This is a genomic window from Escherichia sp. WS2035 (genome assembly GCF_046487065.1).
Classification (GTDB): domain Bacteria; phylum Pseudomonadota; class Gammaproteobacteria; order Enterobacterales; family Enterobacteriaceae; genus Escherichia; species Escherichia coli.
The window spans coordinates 223,270-238,595 of record NZ_JBJQKD010000002.1; the positions used below are offsets into that span (position 1 = coordinate 223,270).

The 15,326-nt window shown below is 51.8% G+C and carries 15 protein-coding genes; 7 read left to right on the forward strand and 8 right to left on the reverse strand.

Features of this window, described 5'->3' with window-relative positions:
• Positions 1-47: 47 nt before the first annotated feature.
• From ACJHX4_RS05800 to ACJHX4_RS05820, 5 genes are all read right to left on the reverse strand, one after another.
• On the reverse strand, positions 48-287 hold the full coding sequence (locus tag ACJHX4_RS05800; RefSeq protein WP_096986567.1) for a DUF2542 family protein: 240 nt from the start codon (positions 285-287) through the stop codon (positions 48-50).
• 2 nt (positions 288-289) lie between these two features.
• Positions 290-1,009: an outer membrane permeability protein SanA gene (gene sanA, locus ACJHX4_RS05805; RefSeq protein ID WP_000920064.1), complete on the reverse strand. Its 720-nt coding sequence runs from the start codon at positions 1,007-1,009 to the stop codon at positions 290-292.
• A 149-nt stretch (positions 1,010-1,158) separates the two neighbouring features.
• Complete coding sequence (cdd, locus tag ACJHX4_RS05810; RefSeq protein WP_000553553.1) at positions 1,159-2,043, reverse strand: cytidine deaminase; 885 nt, start codon at positions 2,041-2,043, stop codon at positions 1,159-1,161.
• A 129-nt stretch (positions 2,044-2,172) separates the two neighbouring features.
• Positions 2,173-2,868, reverse strand: a complete 696-nt coding sequence (locus ACJHX4_RS05815) for a CidB/LrgB family autolysis modulator (protein ID WP_000968208.1) — start codon at positions 2,866-2,868, stop codon at positions 2,173-2,175.
• Positions 2,865-3,263, reverse strand: a complete 399-nt coding sequence (locus tag ACJHX4_RS05820; protein ID WP_001295452.1) for a CidA/LrgA family protein — start codon at positions 3,261-3,263, stop codon at positions 2,865-2,867. The genes ACJHX4_RS05815 and ACJHX4_RS05820 overlap by 4 nt, the downstream gene beginning before the upstream one ends.
• A 238-nt stretch (positions 3,264-3,501) precedes the next feature.
• Here ACJHX4_RS05820 and dusC point away from each other — a divergent pair, with 238 nt between their 5' ends.
• A complete protein-coding gene (gene dusC / locus ACJHX4_RS05825) occupies positions 3,502-4,452 on the forward strand; it encodes a tRNA dihydrouridine(16) synthase DusC (RefSeq protein WP_001264872.1) in 951 nt (316 codons plus the stop codon).
• 387 nt (positions 4,453-4,839) lie between these two features.
• Here the strand turns inward: dusC and yohP are convergent, their stop codons facing one another.
• A complete protein-coding gene (yohP, locus tag ACJHX4_RS05830; protein WP_000691708.1) occupies positions 4,840-4,923 on the reverse strand; it encodes a small membrane protein YohP in 84 nt (27 codons plus the stop codon).
• A 223-nt stretch (positions 4,924-5,146) separates the two neighbouring features.
• On the opposite strand from yohP, the gene mdtQ reads away from it, so the two are divergent.
• Positions 5,147-6,583 (forward strand): multidrug resistance outer membrane protein MdtQ, encoded by a 1,437-nt coding sequence (gene mdtQ, locus ACJHX4_RS05835; protein ID WP_001078132.1) that lies wholly within the window; start codon positions 5,147-5,149, stop codon positions 6,581-6,583.
• A gap of 52 nt (positions 6,584-6,635) precedes the next feature.
• The gene (locus ACJHX4_RS05840; protein ID WP_000079537.1) at positions 6,636-7,397 is read left to right on the forward strand and encodes an SDR family oxidoreductase; all 762 of its coding nucleotides are present in this window, start codon (positions 6,636-6,638) and stop codon (positions 7,395-7,397) included.
• Positions 7,398-7,526: 129 nt separating this feature from the next.
• On the opposite strand, the gene ACJHX4_RS05845 is transcribed toward ACJHX4_RS05840, so the two are convergent.
• On the reverse strand, positions 7,527-8,105 hold the full coding sequence (locus tag ACJHX4_RS05845) for a DedA family protein (protein ID WP_000365433.1): 579 nt from the start codon (positions 8,103-8,105) through the stop codon (positions 7,527-7,529).
• Positions 8,106-8,274: 169 nt separating this feature from the next.
• Between ACJHX4_RS05845 and ACJHX4_RS05850 the strand changes: the two genes are divergently transcribed.
• Both ACJHX4_RS05850 and pbpG read left to right on the forward strand, forming a co-directional pair.
• Positions 8,275-8,862 (forward strand): Yip1 family protein, encoded by a 588-nt coding sequence (locus tag ACJHX4_RS05850; protein ID WP_001295454.1) that lies wholly within the window; start codon positions 8,275-8,277, stop codon positions 8,860-8,862.
• 173 nt (positions 8,863-9,035) lie between these two features.
• Positions 9,036-9,968, forward strand: a complete 933-nt coding sequence (gene pbpG / locus ACJHX4_RS05855) for a D-alanyl-D-alanine endopeptidase (protein WP_001319943.1) — start codon at positions 9,036-9,038, stop codon at positions 9,966-9,968.
• A gap of 38 nt (positions 9,969-10,006) precedes the next feature.
• On the opposite strand, the gene dld is transcribed toward pbpG, so the two are convergent.
• The gene (dld, locus tag ACJHX4_RS05860) at positions 10,007-11,722 is read right to left on the reverse strand and encodes a D-lactate dehydrogenase (RefSeq protein ID WP_000097409.1); all 1,716 of its coding nucleotides are present in this window, start codon (positions 11,720-11,722) and stop codon (positions 10,007-10,009) included.
• Between the two features lie 195 nt (positions 11,723-11,917).
• On the opposite strand from dld, the gene bglX reads away from it, so the two are divergent.
• The gene (bglX, locus tag ACJHX4_RS05865; protein WP_247773321.1) at positions 11,918-14,215 is read left to right on the forward strand and encodes a beta-glucosidase BglX; all 2,298 of its coding nucleotides are present in this window, start codon (positions 11,918-11,920) and stop codon (positions 14,213-14,215) included.
• A 189-nt stretch (positions 14,216-14,404) separates the two neighbouring features.
• Entirely contained in the window at positions 14,405-15,322 is a 918-nt protein-coding gene (gene osmF / locus ACJHX4_RS05870; RefSeq protein ID WP_001131267.1) for a glycine betaine ABC transporter substrate-binding protein OsmF, read from the forward strand.
• Positions 15,323-15,326: the final 4 nt, after the last annotated feature.

The following is a 15,326-nucleotide window of genomic DNA, read 5'->3' on the forward strand; positions in this document are numbered from 1 at the left end:
GAGTGAAGTAATAATTATTCTCAATAATTAACAGAAAAGAGAAAATATTAACGATAGAAAATAAGATAAACAATCATGCCGATAGATAAAATTCCGAAGCCGATATATGCCACCATATAAGCGAAGAAGAGTCCGGGATTTTTCGCTCGCCAGACATACACCGGTTCCGGTGCATTTTTAACCCGTTTATCAATCGCGCCTGTGCGCCAGCCTTTCCATGCTTCGCGGAAACAAAATATCGGGATAAGGAAAAAAACGGCAACGACAAAAAACTGCTGTACATCCATAACTACTTTCCTTGTTTCTTTTGTAATTCAAGTAACTGTTCGGGTGTGACAGCGGGATACCCCTGCGCATCTTCCGGCACTTGATGCATTGCCGGAATAGGGACCAGCGGCCCTAAAAAACGCGGTTCACGTTTAAAAATATAAAGGTCAGCCAGCGCACCGAAACGGGCGGCAAATTCGCGAATACGTACTGACAGCATATCTTTCGGTGACGGTACGGCATAACACTGAGCCTGAATCCCCATATGCAGCGCAATAAATAATGCCCGCTCACAGTGGAAACGTTGGGTGATAATAATGAAATCATTAGTATCGAAAACTTTGCGTGTACGTACGATGGAATCCAGCGTACGAAAGCCTGCGTAATCGAGAACAATATCTGATGGGTCGACACCGGCTGCGATTAAATCTTTGCGCATGGTCATCGGCTCATTATAACTTTGCAATGCGTTATCGCCGCTCAGTAATAGATAATTTACCTTACCGCTGTTATAGGCATTAATCGCTCCTTGAATGCGGTAGCGATAATACTGATTAATTACGCCAGTCCGATAATATTTTGCTGTGCCGAGCACCACACCGACCTGGCGGTAGGGGAGATCCTGCAATTCGTCGTAGATATAAGGCGCGGTTTTCCAGCTCATCCAGCGATCGAGGCCGAGCACAGTCAACAGCAGCAAGCCGATCAGGACTAACAGGCTGAGGAACACGCGCTTTAACATGCAGGAGACTCGATCTAAGGAAAATTTCCATCAGGCTACTTTACCCGCTGGTTTTGCGCAAGAAACGGCAAACTGTTTGCCGGGATTTTCGACACCAGGAAAGGGCTGGCAAGCCGGACAAGGCGTTCACGCCGCATCCGGCACCAGGCTTAAGCGAGAAGCACGCGGTCGATATTGTGACAGCCGAGAGCTTTCAGCGTTGCGGAGGTGGCATCCCACTGAATCAACGGCGCATCGGCTTTTTCTGCCAGAACCGCGCGCTGGATATCCGGGTAATCATAACCCTTGAGATTCAACAGAATTAACGCCCCCTGCAACGGCGGCAGAGTCGGGTTGAATGCGGCGTTTTCAGCGTAGCTGCCGCTGAAAATACGACCGTCTTTACATTCCAGCGCGACACCGCTTGGCGACTTACTGTAAGGCATGTGCGAACGGTTTGCCGCCGCAATCGCCGCCTGAGAAAGCGCATCACCAGTCAGCGCATAGCCGTGATCCTGCTCGTCCATCAGCAGCGTTTTAATCTCCAGATCTTTCGGCCCAAAGGCATCCGGTAGATAGTCACGCAGCGCGTGTGCCTCGCGTCCCGGAAGATGAATACGCAGATCCAGACCGCTGTTCAGTTCATTCATAAACTGACGGCAGTGACCACAAGGCGTGTAGTTAACGGTGATGGCTGCAAGCGCTTTTTCACCACTCAGCCAGGCGTGGCTGATCGCGCTTTGTTCGGCATGAACGGTTTGCTGCATTGTCGCACCAATAAATTCCATATTGGCACCGAAATACCAGGTTCCGCTCACACCGCGCGCAATTGCGCCAACATTAAAATTCGACAATGGCGTACGCGCACAGGCCGCCGCCAGCGGAAGTAGTGCGAATGCCAGCGCGTCTTCGTCCAGCCCCGTTGCGCTCTTCAGCGATGAGACTTGCTCCCCGGTCAACAAAGCGGGGAAGTACTTGTCTGCCAGAATAGGTTCCAGTGCAGATTGCAAGTTATCCGCAAGTTGGGCAAAAGCGGTTTGAAAACGTGGATGCATGGCGTTGCCTCATAATCATGTAATGGGATAACAGTTTACGAACCCGCTATGGCTTTATATGTGATCTGAATCTCATTAATTATGCAACGCGTGAAACTTACATCAAAAATGCGCGACGCATCGCAAATTTTAGCCCATTACTGCCAGAATAATCGGGAAAAGGAACGGTGCGATCAGCGAAGTAATAATCCCGCATAACACCAGCGCCAGCGAACTAAATGCACCTTCCTGATAATCCAGCTCGGCGCAGCGCGCCGTACCGAGGGCGTGCGAGGCTGTCCCCATTGCCAGACCGCGCGCAGCTTTGGTACGAATACGCATCGCATTAAGCAATGTATGACCAAACACAGCGCCGAGGATGCCGACGAAAATCACGCAAACTGCGCTGATTGCCGGAATACCGCCAATACTGCCGCCAACTGCCATTGCAATAGGCGTGGTGACTGATTTCGGCAGGATTGACGCGGCGATTTCCGGTGAAGCGCCCATCAACAATGCCACAGAAGTCCCCGTCACCATCGCAACCACGCTGCCGATAAAACAGATGGTGATGATCGATTTCCAGCGCGCGCGGATCTGGTGTAGCTGCTCATATAAAGGATAGGCCAGTGCGACGACCGCCGGTTGCAGCAGATCGTTTAGCACTTCGCTACCTTTAAAGTAGCTGTCGTAAGAGATGCCGGTCAGCATTAAAAAAGGAATGATCACCACCATTGCTACCAGCAACGGGTTAAGCAGGGGAAACTTATACCGTGCCGCCAGTTTGCGGGCGGCAAAAAAGACAATCAACGTCAGCGGTAATGACCACCAGATATTCGCCATCATTCTTCTGATCCTTTCTGACCTACGACTTTACGTTCACCATGCACCAGTTGTGAACTCCAGCTCACCACCAGAAAAACCACCAGCGTACTGACTGCACAGGAAACCACTACCGGACCAAACTGTGCGCGGAGCAAATCAAAATATTGCATGACGCCTACACCAATCGGCACAAACAATAGCGCCATATAGCGAATCAGTACGTAGCACCCCGGATTGACCCATTTCGCCGGAAGAATTTGCAAGGCCAGCAGGACAAACAGGATCAGCATCCCGATGATGCTGCCCGGAATGGTTACCGGTAGCAGGGAAGCAATGAAAATGCCTGCATACAGGCAGGCATAAATCAGGACAAAAGCACGTAAATATTGCCAGATAATGTTCAGTGTCTTACTCATAATCAACACCCCAGATGAGATGGATTCATCATACAATTAATTCGTAAAACGTGCTACCGATCACATTAAGAAATCAGCGCTTATTTTTTCGCTCCCCGGTATTACGCAATGCGCAGCGAACTCAGGCATACATCAAGCATAGAGAGGGATTGCAGTTTGCAGCAATCCCTCTTTGCAGACCTTTAATCCGTTGACCGGAGGCGCTAACATAGCGCCTCATTTTTTTGCGGGTGATGATATGCGTGTGTTACTGGCTCCGATGGAGGGTGTACTTGACTCTCTGGTGCGGGAATTACTGACCGAAGTTAACGACTACGATCTGTGCATCACCGAGTTTGTCCGCGTGGTGGATCAACTGCTGCCAGTAAAAGTCTTTCATCGCATTTGCCCTGAGCTACAAAATGCCAGCCGGACACCATCCGGTACGCTGGTTCGCGTGCAGTTGTTAGGGCAGTTCCCACAGTGGCTGGCAGAGAACGCCGCCCGTGCGGTGGAGTTAGGTTCCTGGGGCGTGGATCTTAACTGCGGCTGCCCGTCGAAAACGGTTAACGGTAGCGGTGGTGGGGCAACGTTACTGAAAGATCCTGAACTCATCTACCAGGGTGCAAAAGCGATGCGCGAAGCTGTACCGGCGCATTTGCCTGTCAGCGTAAAAGTGCGTCTGGGCTGGGACAGCGGTGAGAAGAAATTTGAAATCGCCGATGCGGTTCAACAGGCTGGTGCTACGGAGCTGGTAGTACATGGGCGGACAAAAGAGCAGGGTTACCGCGCGGAACATATTGACTGGCAGGCGATTGGCGAGATTCGCCAGCGGCTTAATATTCCGGTGATTGCCAACGGTGAAATCTGGGACTGGCAGAGTGCGCAACAATGCATGGCGATCAGCGGCTGCGACGCAGTGATGATTGGTCGCGGGGCGCTCAATATTCCCAACCTGAGCCGTGTGGTGAAATATAACGAACCGCGAATGCCGTGGCCGGAGGTGGTTGCTTTGCTGCAAAAATATACCCGTCTGGAAAAGCAGGGCGATACCGGGTTATATCACGTTGCGCGGATTAAACAGTGGTTGAGTTATTTGCGTAAAGAATACGATGAAGCAACGGAATTATTTCAGCATGTTCGGGTGTTGAATAATTCCCCTGATATTGCAAGGGCTATTCAGGCCATTGATATCGATAAGCTGCGATAATAGTGGAATCGCAGCTTATCTGAGACAATGAATCGCTTATTCAGCTTCATCATCTTGTTGCGCTCCTTTCATGAGCTAAGCCACATATTGCCACTGGCGCAAGGAGCGCGCAGGGGGAGGACAATCGCCTCCTCCCCCTGCACCCCCGGGCTCTGGCGAACAAAATCGCCGCTGCGCGGTACCTTCAGCTTATCCCCTTCGGCTACCGGGTCGGGCGCGAGGTAACGTCCTTGTAAGACGCGCCCTCAGCCCACATCCATGTGGGCTGCCCCGGCCTTCGGGGAACGCTTCAGCGATTTTGACGCCACCAACACCGGAGCTGTTTGCAAATCAAGTACACAAAATATCTAGTTCCTGACCTGACAACTTATATGCCATATCTGATTTTTAAAATATCATCTTAAATACGCCAGTCACCACCAGTAGCCCAATCAGGAAAATAATCAATACAGCCCAGAGTATAATTTTCATTGGCGTTCCTTTATTTGTGAGTGCTGAATAAGTATAGGAAAAAACGAAGCCCTTTGCCGCTATCCATAAACGATTAAGATAAATCGGAAGATATCATTCACTTAGTGTATATTTTTCTGGATATGTCGTTTTATTGCTACTGATGTATTGCCACGCGAAACTAAAAAATATATCGCAACACACGGTAATCTCCGCGCACCTTTTCTTACCTGATTATTCCCCCATGAATCGTGATTCCTTTTATCCCGCCATCGCCTGTTTTCCGCTGTTACTGATGCTGGCCGGGTGTGCACCTATGCATGAAACCCGCCAGGCGTTAAGCCAGCAAACGCCCGCTGCACAAGTTGACACCGCATTACCCACGGCGCTGAAAAATGGTTGGCCAGACAGCCAATGGTGGCTGGAGTATCACGATAATCAACTCACTTCCTTAATTAACAATGCACTACAGAACGCACCGGATATGCAGGTGGCTGAACAGCGCATTCAACTGGCTGAAGCCCAGGCGAAGGCAGTTGCTACTCAGGATGGTCCGCAGATCGACTTTTCTGCGGATATGGAGCGGCAAAAAATGTCTGCAGAAGGGTTAATGGGGCCGTTTGCTCTGAACGATCCTGCCGCAGGTACGACCGGTCCGTGGTACACCAACGGTACTTTTGGCTTAACGGCGGGCTGGCATCTCGATATCTGGGGAAAGAATCGGGCAGAGGTAACTGCTCGCCTGGGTACGGTTAAAGCACGAGCGGCGGAACGCGAGCAAACCCGCCAATTGCTGGCTGGCAGCGTAGCCCGCCTGTACTGGGAGTGGCAAACCCAGGCGGCGTTAAACACTGTCTTACAGCAAATCGAAAAAGAGCAGAACACCATTATCGCCACCGATCGCCAGCTATATCAGAACGGGATTACTTCTTCAGTTGAAGGTGTGGAAACCGATATTAATGCCAGCAAAACCCGGCAGCAGCTCAACGATGTCGCGGGGAAAATGAAAATTATTGAGGCACGGTTAAGCGCACTTACAAATCACCAGACAAAGGCATTGAAGCTTAATCCGGTCGCGTTGCCGAAAGTGGCAAGTCAGCTTCCTGATGAACTGGGGTACTCCTTACTGGCCCGGCGGGCAGATTTGCAGGCGGCGCACTGGTACGTTGAGTCATCGTTAAGCACTATTGATGCGGCAAAAGCGGCATTTTATCCTGACATCAACCTGATGGCCTTCCTGCAACAGGATGCGTTGCACTTAAGCGATCTGTTCCGTCATTCCGCGCAGCAAATGGGCGTTACGGCAGGCCTGACGCTACCCATTTTCGATAGTGGTCGTCTTAACGCCAACCTCGATATCGCAAAAGCCGAAAGCAACTTGTCTATCGCCAGCTACAACAAAGCGGTGGTTGAAGCGGTGAATGACGTGGCGCGGGCAGCCAGTCAGGTTCAGACACTGGCGGAGAAAAACCAGCATCAGGCGCAAATTGAGCGCGATGCCTTGCGTGTAGTAGGTCTTGCGCAGGCGCGCTTTAACGCGGGCATCATTGCGGGTTCCCGCGTCAGCGAAGCCAGAATCCCCGCGCTGCGTGAGCGGGCCAATGGCCTGTTATTGCAAGGGCAGTGGCTGGATGCCTCCATTCAACTCACTGGTGCGTTGGGCGGGGGTTACAAACGCTGATGATATGCGCCTTCTATACTTAACGTTTATTCAGCGTTAAGTGGAGAACTCGATGGCACAGGTCGCGATTATTACCGCCTCCGATTCGGGGATCGGCAAAGAGTGCGCGTTATTACTGGCGCAGCAGGGGTTTGATATTGGCATTACCTGGCACTCAGATGAAGAAGGGGCAAAAGATACCGCGCGTGAGGTAGTTAGCCACGGCGTACGTGCGGAGATCGTGCAGCTGGATCTCGGCAATCTACCAGAAGGGGCACTGGCGCTGGAGAAACTCATTCAACGGCTGGGGCGTATTGATGTGCTGGTGAATAATGCGGGCGCAATGACCAAAGCGCCGTTTCTTGATATGGCTTTCGATGAGTGGCGCAAGATTTTTACCGTTGATGTCGATGGTGCATTTTTATGCTCGCAAATTGCTGCCCGCCAGATGGTGAAACAAGGGCAGGGTGGTCGCATCATCAACATTACGTCGGTGCATGAACATACGCCGTTGCCGGATGCCAGCGCCTACACAGCCGCTAAACATGCGCTCGGCGGGTTAACCAAAGCGATGGCGCTGGAGCTGGTCAGGCATAAGATTTTGGTGAATGCGGTTGCACCTGGGGCGATCGCCACGCCAATGAACGGCATGGATGATGGCGACGTGAAGCCCGGCGCGGAGCCTTCGATTCCCTTGCGGCGTTTTGGCGCAACGCATGAGATTGCCAGCCTGGTGGTGTGGCTTTGTTCGGAGGGCGCAAATTACACCACTGGGCAGTCGTTGATAGTGGATGGCGGCTTTATGCTGGCGAATCCGCAGTTCAACCCAGAATAGCGCAGTGAGGTGCGTGGTTATTTCAATGGGTAATATTTGGGTAGGCATGATAAGACGCACAAGCGTCGCATCAGGCATGGTGCACCGGATGTCGGATGCGGCGCGAACGCCTTATCCTAGGCAATGGTTTTACGCCTGATTATCCGGCTTTTTCTTCCCGCGTCGTTTCAGCCACCAGCGCACGCCTACCACCAGAACCACGACCAGAATCAACCAGACCCAGTGCTTCAAATGCTGGTCGAGATTATGCAACCACGGCGCAATCACCTGACCACCAGCGTAACCGATAGTGGTAAAAATCAACGCCCAGGCAAATGCGCCGAGGATATTCAGTGGCAGAAAGATTTTCGGCGGCAGCTGGCTGGCACCAATCAGCGTCGGGCCAATGACCCGAAAGCCATACATAAAACGCGTACCAATGACAAACAGATACGGATGGCGTTGGATCAGTTTCTGCGCCCGCTCAATTTTATCCTGATGTTTCGAGAAACGGCGTAATAGCTTGCCGCCAAACCGCCGCCCGCACAGATAAAGCACCTGGTCGCCAATCATGCCGCCAAGCGCCACAGAAAGTACCACCAGCGGGAACTTTAATAGCCCCTGATGTGCCGCAACGCCTCCCAGCAAAGTCACGGTTTCACCTTCCGCCAGGCTACCGATCACCAGCGCGGCATAACCATATTGTGAGATGAGTGTATTGAGATCCATAGGACAGTCTGTCTCCCTTTGCTTGCCTGTAAGCATACACCCTGTGAATCATTCACGCTGAAAAAGGACGTACATCAGACGGTGCAAATTACATGAGTGAACAAAAAATAATCACAAGCTGACTTATACTTGAACTGTCAGGTTCATGAACTCACAACAAGGGGGCGGTATGAGCCATGTCTGGGGACTGTTTTCCCATCCCGATCGTGAAATGCAGGTGATTAATCGCGAAAACGAAACGATTTCTCATCACTACACCCACCACGTTTTGCTGATGGCGGCGATTCCGGTGATTTGCGCCTTCATTGGCACTACACAGATTGGCTGGAATTTTGGCGATGGCACTATCCTGAAGTTATCCTGGTTTACCGGACTGGCGCTGGCTGTCTTGTTTTACGGCGTTATGCTGGCTGGGGTTGCGGTGATGGGGCGGGTCATCTGGTGGATGGCGCGTAATTATCCGCAGCGTCCGTCACTTGCGCACTGCATGGTCTTCGCGGGCTACGTTGCAACTCCGCTGTTTTTAAGCGGTCTGGTGGCGCTTTACCCGCTGGTCTGGTTGTGTGCGCTGGTCGGCACGGTGGCGCTGTTTTACACCGGCTACCTGCTGTATCTCGGTATTCCGAGCTTCCTGAATATCAACAAAGAGGAAGGACTTAGCTTCTCCAGTTCGACACTGGCGATAGGCGTGCTGGTGCTGGAAGTGCTGCTCGCCCTTACCGTTATACTATGGGGCTACGGTTATCGTTTGTTCTAGAAAGTTCTTTTGCGCTGCATTGCTGGCGTAAATGTCAGCAATGCAGCATTTCCTCACGATTCTCCTTTGACGATCGCACTTTTTGCTCGTTATGATGGCGTCGCTAGCCTCAGTAAATCCTTACTCCGGCGGTGCGCAACCCGTGCGCGTGAACCACTATCTGAATGCTCATCATGCCGAAATTTCGAGTTTCTTTATTTAGCCTGGCCCTGATGCTGGCTGTGCCTTTTGCACCGCAGGCCGTTGCGAAAACGGCAGCCGCTACCACCGCGTCACAACCGGAAATTGCCTCCGGTAGCGCGATGATTGTTGATCTGAATACCAACAAAGTGATCTATTCGAACCACCCGGATCTGGTGCGTCCGATTGCGTCTATCAGCAAATTAATGACCGCGATGGTTGTGCTGGATGCACGACTGCCGCTGGATGAAAAACTAAAAGTGGATATCAGCCAGACGCCGGAGATGAAAGGGGTCTATTCGCGCGTACGACTGAACAGCGAAATCAGCCGTAAAGATATGCTGTTGCTGGCGCTGATGTCTTCAGAAAACCGCGCGGCGGCAAGCCTTGCGCACCATTATCCCGGTGGTTACAAAGCCTTTATTAAGGCGATGAATGCGAAAGCGAAATCGCTCGGAATGAACAACACGCGCTTTGTTGAACCAACCGGATTGTCGGTGCATAACGTTTCAACCGCCCGTGACTTAACCAAACTACTCATTGCCAGCAAACAATATCCGTTGATCGGGCAGTTAAGTACTACCCGGGAAGATATGGCAACCTTCTCTAACCCGACGTATACGCTGCCGTTCCGCAATACTAACCATCTGGTGTATCGTGATAACTGGAATATTCAGTTAACCAAAACCGGTTTTACCAATGCGGCGGGCCATTGTCTGGTGATGCGCACGGTTATCAATAATAAACCGGTGGCGCTGGTAGTGATGGACGCGTTTGGCAAATATACCCATTTTGCCGATGCCAGCCGCCTGCGTACCTGGATTGAAACCGGTAAAGTGATGCCTGTTCCGGCAGCAGCGTTGAGCTATAAAAAACAAAAAGCCGCCCAAATGGCGGCGGCGGGGCAGACGGCACAGAACGATTAAATGAATGACGGATGGCGATACTCTGCCATCCGTAATTATTACTCCACTTCCTGCCAGTTTTTCCGCTTACTGGTTTTACCGATCCCCGGATTCATACTGTTGGTCGGATCGTTCTCGCGATAAAACTTCTGCAACGTCTCCGGTGCTTTATACAAATGACCGACGTTATGTTCGGCAGGGTATTGCGCGCCACGCTGCTGAAGCAGTTCCAGCATCTGTTCTTTCAACGCATGCACATCCACGCCTTTTTTCACGATGTAATCCTGATGGAAGACATAGCACATAAAATGGCCGTAATAGAGCTTGTGCACCAGCTGGCTGTCGATCTCCGGCGGTAAATGCTCATACCATTCGGTGTCGTTACGCCGCAGAGCGATATCCAGCGCCAGAATGTCTTCGACTTCATCGGAATGCACAGCCTGATAACGAATTGCTGCGCCCGCAGCGGCGAAACGGTGTAAAAACGCTTTGCTGCCTTCCTCCGGCGTACAGACAAAGAAATCGCCCTCGGCCTGTTTGAAATAATCCACCAGCCACGATTTGGCTTCACCGACGCCATCGCCCGCCATTTTTAACAGCAGATGATGCTCGTATTTATCGCGCCAGTTTTTCATGCGCGGCGGTAAATGGCTGGGGAACAGGTGACCGAATTTTTGCATTGCACGGTCGGTAAAATGCGGACGGAAGAATTTCACTTTCTCCAGCATCGCATCGGTGCGTCCCTTGAGATTAAAGAAGAACGGCATCTTGTCGGTGCCTAACTTATCAATCATCAGGAAGGTGTCTTTGCCGTATTTTTCCGCAATATCGTAGATATCCCGGTGCATATATTCCCCGGCAACCGGCAGATTTTCGAAATTAGCCAGAATATGACGGCGGATTTCGGTCAGCACTTCCGGCTGGTTGGTGCCGATATAAAACACCTGCTGATTTTTTTCCGCTTCGAAGGTATCAAGACGTACTGCAAAGACGGCCAGCTTCCCTGCGCAACCAGAAGATTCAAATAACCGATCCGGATCAGCGTTATAACGTGCGGGCGTGTCGGCTTCAATATCACGAACGCGGTGGACATAGTCATAATCGTGGGCGTGACGACCATCGTGGCGCACATCGTCATCTTTGATGCGATCGTCATCCAGCTTGCTAAGGATCTGCTCCGGCGTTTCGCCCAGATCAATCCCCAGATGGTTCACCAGCGTCAGTTTGCCATCTTCATTTATACGCGCGAATAACGACATTTCGGTATACGCCGGGCCACGTTGCACCAGCGAGCCGCCGGAGTTGTTACAAATACCGCCGATGACCGATGCGCCTATACACGATGATCCAATCACTGAGTGCGGTTCGCGTCCCAGCGGTTTGAGGGCTTTTTCCAGTGAATAGAGCGTGGTGCCCGGATAGGCCAGCACCTGTTCGCCCTTACCGAGTACGTGCAGCTTGTCGAGACGCAGGGTGCTGATGATCACGATATCGCGATCATAATCGTTACCGTTTGGCGTCGATCCTTCGGTCAGGCCTGTATTGGCCGCCTGCATCAGAATAATTTTGTCAGCGGTGACGCAGGCTTTCAGCACCCGCCACAATTCCAGTAGTGAGCCAGGGAAAACGACAGCCAGCGCGTCGCCCTGACCAGAACGGAAGCCCTTGCGATAGCGGGCCGTTTTTGCGGGATCGGTGAGCAGGTGTGAATGACCGACCAGACGGGAAAGTTCATTCAAAAAGGCTTTATTATCAGTTGTTGTCATGGAAGACATTTTCCACTCCTTGTGGTGGCGAAAAAATATCACAAACTAGAATAGCGCCTTGTATGACAATTCAGCGAGTGAATATTTTGAAAATTCAGACAATAAACTGAGCATTCTTTTTCTCTCTCCATCATGCTTATGGCAAACTACGGTTTTTGCACCATTTTCGCTGCCACGTCGGGCAACAAAGGAAGAAAAATCCATATGAAATGGCTATGTTCAGTAGGAATCGCGGTGAGTCTGGCCCTGCAGCCAGCACTGGCGGATGATTTATTCGGCAACCATCCATTAACGCCCGAAGCGCGGGATGCGTTCGTCACCGAACTGCTTAAGAAAATGACAGTTGATGAGAAAATTGGTCAGCTGCGCTTAATCAGCGTCGGCCCGGATAACCCGAAAGAGGCGATCCGCGAGATGATCAAAGACGGTCAGGTTGGGGCGATTTTCAACACCGTAACCCGTCAGGATATCCGCGCCATGCAGGATCAGGTGATGGAATTAAGCCGCCTGAAAATTCCTCTTTTCTTTGCTTACGACGTGCTGCACGGTCAGCGCACGGTGTTCCCGATTAGTCTCGGTCTGGCCTCGTCTTTTAACCTCGATGCGGTGAAAACAGTCGGGCGTGTCTCTGCTTATGAAGCGGCAGATGATGGCCTGAATATGACCTGGGCACCGATGGTCGATGTCTCGCGCGATCCGCGCTGGGGACGTGCTTCCGAAGGTTTTGGCGAAGATACGTATCTCACCTCAATAATGGGTAAAACCATGGTGGAAGCGATGCAGGGTAAAAGCCCGGCAGATCGCTACTCGGTGATGACCAGCGTCAAACACTTTGCCGCATACGGCGCGGTAGAAGGCGGTAAAGAGTACAACACCGTCGATATGAGTCCGCAGCGCCTGTTTAACGACTATATGCCGCCGTACAAAGCGGGGCTGGATGCAGGCAGCGGTGCGGTGATGGTGGCGCTGAACTCGCTGAACGGCACGCCAGCCACCTCCGACTCCTGGCTGCTGAAAGATGTTCTGCGCGACCAGTGGGGCTTTAAAGGCATCACCGTTTCCGATCACGGCGCAATCAAAGAACTGATTAAACATGGCACGGCGGCAGACCCAGAGGATGCGGTACGCGTGGCGCTGAAGTCCGGAATCAACATGAGCATGAGCGACGAGTATTACTCGAAGTATCTGCCTGGGTTGATCAAATCCGGCAAAGTGACGATGGAAGAGCTGGACGATGCTGCCCGCCATGTACTGAACGTTAAATATGATATGGGATTGTTTAACGATCCATACAGCCATTTGGGGCCGAAAGAGTCTGACCCGGTGGATACCAATGCCGAAAGCCGCCTGCACCGCAAAGAAGCGCGTGAAGTGGCGCGCGAAAGCCTGGTGTTGCTGAAAAACCGTCTCGAAACGCTGCCGCTGAAAAAATCTGCAACCATTGCGGTGGTTGGCCCGCTGGCAGACAGCAAGCGTGACGTGATGGGAAGCTGGTCGGCAGCAGGTGTCGCCGATCAATCTGTTACTGTGCTAACCGGGATTAAAAACGCCGTCGGTGAAAACGGTAAAGTGCTGTATGCCAAAGGGGCGAACGTTACCAGTGACAAAGGCATTATCGATTTCCTGAATCAGTATGAAGAAGCGGTCAAAGTCGATCCGCGTTCGCCGCAAGAGATGATTGATGAAGCGGTGCAAACCGCGAAACAATCTGATGTGGTGGTGGCTGTGGTCGGTGAAGCTCAGGGGATGGCGCACGAAGCTTCCAGTCGTACCGATATCACTATTCCGCAAAGCCAACGTGACTTGATTGCGGCGCTGAAAGCCACCGGTAAACCGCTGGTGCTGGTGCTGATGAATGGGCGTCCGCTGGCGCTGGTGAAAGAAGATCAGCAGGCTGATGCGATTCTGGAAACCTGGTTTGCGGGGACTGAAGGCGGTAATGCAATTGCCGATGTATTGTTTGGCGATTATAACCCGTCCGGCAAGCTGCCGATGTCCTTCCCGCGTTCTGTCGGGCAGATCCCGGTGTACTACAGCCATCTGAATACCGGGCGTCCGTATAATGCCGACAAGCCGAACAAATACACTTCGCGTTATTTTGATGAAGCTAACGGGGCGCTTTATCCGTTCGGCTATGGGCTGAGCTACACCACTTTCACCGTCTCTGATGTGAAACTTTCTGCGCCGACCATGAAGCGTGACGGCAAAGTGACGGCCAGCGTGCAGGTGACGAACACCGGTAAACGCGAAGGGGCCACGGTAGTACAGATGTACTTGCAGGATGTGACGGCTTCCATGAGTAGCCCGGTGAAGCAGCTGAAAGGCTTTGAGAAAATCACTCTGAAACCGGGCGAAACTCAGACCGTCAGCTTCCCGATTGATATTGAGGCGCTGAAGTTCTGGAATCAACAGATGAAATATGACGCCGAGCCTGGCAAGTTCAATGTCTTTATCGGCACTGATTCCGCACGCGTTAAGAAAGCCGAGTTTGAGTTGTTGTAATTTTCGATGTTTGTAGGCCGGATAAGGCGTTTACGCCGCATCCGGCAAGAAACGCCGGGCAAAATATGCCTTTTAAGTATTTATCTGATTCTGCAACTGAATCCACCCAGACAGGCTAACCCTGTCATTATCAACTATGCTTTTCTCTTAATTCGCTGAAAACAACAGTAAAAGAATGAGGAAAGCATCATGCCACTCTCAAAGGTCTGGGCAGGTTCACTGGTTTTGTTGGCAGCCGTGAGCCTGCCGCTACAGGCAGCTTCCCCCGTTAAGGTTGGTTCAAAAATCGATACGGAAGGCGCGCTGCTCGGCAATATCATTTTGCAGGTGCTGGAAAGTCACGGCGTTCCTACGGTAAATAAAGTGCAACTTGGAACGACTCCTGTGGTGCGCGGCGCGATCACTTCTGGCGAGCTGGATATCTATCCGGAATATACCGGCAATGGGGCGTTCTTCTTTAAAGATGAAAACGATGCAGCGTGGAAAAACGTGCAGCAAGGTTACGAGAAAGTCAAAAAACTCGATGCAGAGCAAAACAAGTTAATCTGGCTGACGCCCGCACCTGCAAATAACACCTGGACCATCGCCGTGCGTCAGGATGTGGCAGAGAAAAACAAGCTCACTTCGCTTGCCGACCTGAGTCGTTATCTGCAAGAGGGCGGCACCTTCAAACTGGCAGCCTCGGCAGAGTTTATTGAACGCGCCGATGCCTTACCCGCGTTTGAAAAAGCCTATGGCTTTAAGCTCGGTCAGGATCAGTTGCTGTCACTGGCTGGTGGCGACACGGCGGTAACGATCAAAGCCGCTGCCCAGCAAACCTCTGGCGTTAATGCCGCAATGGCTTACGGCACTGACGGCCCGGTCGCGGCGCTGGGGCTGCAAACCTTAAGCGATCCGCAAGGCGTGCAACCTATCTACGCGCCTGCACCAGTGGTGCGTGAGTCGGTGCTGAAAGAGTATCCACAAATGGCACAGTGGCTACAGCCAGTCTTCGCCAGCCTCGATGAAAAAACATTGCAGCAACTGAATGCCAGCATTGCTGTGGAAGGACTGGATGCCAAAAAAGTGGCTGCCGACTACCTGAAACAAAAAGGGTGGACGAAGTAATTTC

What these genes read in the sequence shown, in the direction of transcription:
- osmF (WP_001131267.1), top strand. Translation starts at nt 14,405, where the DNA reads ATGCCACTCTCAAAGGTCTGGGCAGGTTCACTGGTTTTGTTGGCAGCC.
- ACJHX4_RS05840 (WP_000079537.1), top strand. Translation starts at nt 6,636, where the DNA reads ATGGCACAGGTCGCGATTATTACCGCCTCCGATTCGGGGATCGGCAAA.
- ACJHX4_RS05845 (WP_000365433.1), bottom strand. Translation starts at nt 8,105, where the DNA reads ATGGATCTCAATACACTCATCTCACAATATGGTTATGCCGCGCTGGTG.
- mdtQ (WP_001078132.1), top strand. Translation starts at nt 5,147, where the DNA reads ATGAATCGTGATTCCTTTTATCCCGCCATCGCCTGTTTTCCGCTGTTA.
- cdd (WP_000553553.1), bottom strand. Translation starts at nt 2,043, where the DNA reads ATGCATCCACGTTTTCAAACCGCTTTTGCCCAACTTGCGGATAACTTG.
- bglX (WP_247773321.1), top strand. Translation starts at nt 11,918, where the DNA reads ATGAAATGGCTATGTTCAGTAGGAATCGCGGTGAGTCTGGCCCTGCAG.
- ACJHX4_RS05850 (WP_001295454.1), top strand. Translation starts at nt 8,275, where the DNA reads ATGAGCCATGTCTGGGGACTGTTTTCCCATCCCGATCGTGAAATGCAG.
- ACJHX4_RS05800 (WP_096986567.1), bottom strand. Translation starts at nt 287, where the DNA reads ATGGATGTACAGCAGTTTTTTGTCGTTGCCGTTTTTTTCCTTATCCCG.
- dusC (WP_001264872.1), top strand. Translation starts at nt 3,502, where the DNA reads ATGCGTGTGTTACTGGCTCCGATGGAGGGTGTACTTGACTCTCTGGTG.
- sanA (WP_000920064.1), bottom strand. Translation starts at nt 1,009, where the DNA reads ATGTTAAAGCGCGTGTTCCTCAGCCTGTTAGTCCTGATCGGCTTGCTG.
- ACJHX4_RS05820 (WP_001295452.1), bottom strand. Translation starts at nt 3,263, where the DNA reads ATGAGTAAGACACTGAACATTATCTGGCAATATTTACGTGCTTTTGTC.
- pbpG (WP_001319943.1), top strand. Translation starts at nt 9,036, where the DNA reads ATGCCGAAATTTCGAGTTTCTTTATTTAGCCTGGCCCTGATGCTGGCT.
- yohP (WP_000691708.1), bottom strand. Translation starts at nt 4,923, where the DNA reads ATGAAAATTATACTCTGGGCTGTATTGATTATTTTCCTGATTGGGCTA.
- ACJHX4_RS05815 (WP_000968208.1), bottom strand. Translation starts at nt 2,868, where the DNA reads ATGATGGCGAATATCTGGTGGTCATTACCGCTGACGTTGATTGTCTTT.
- dld (WP_000097409.1), bottom strand. Translation starts at nt 11,722, where the DNA reads ATGTCTTCCATGACAACAACTGATAATAAAGCCTTTTTGAATGAACTT.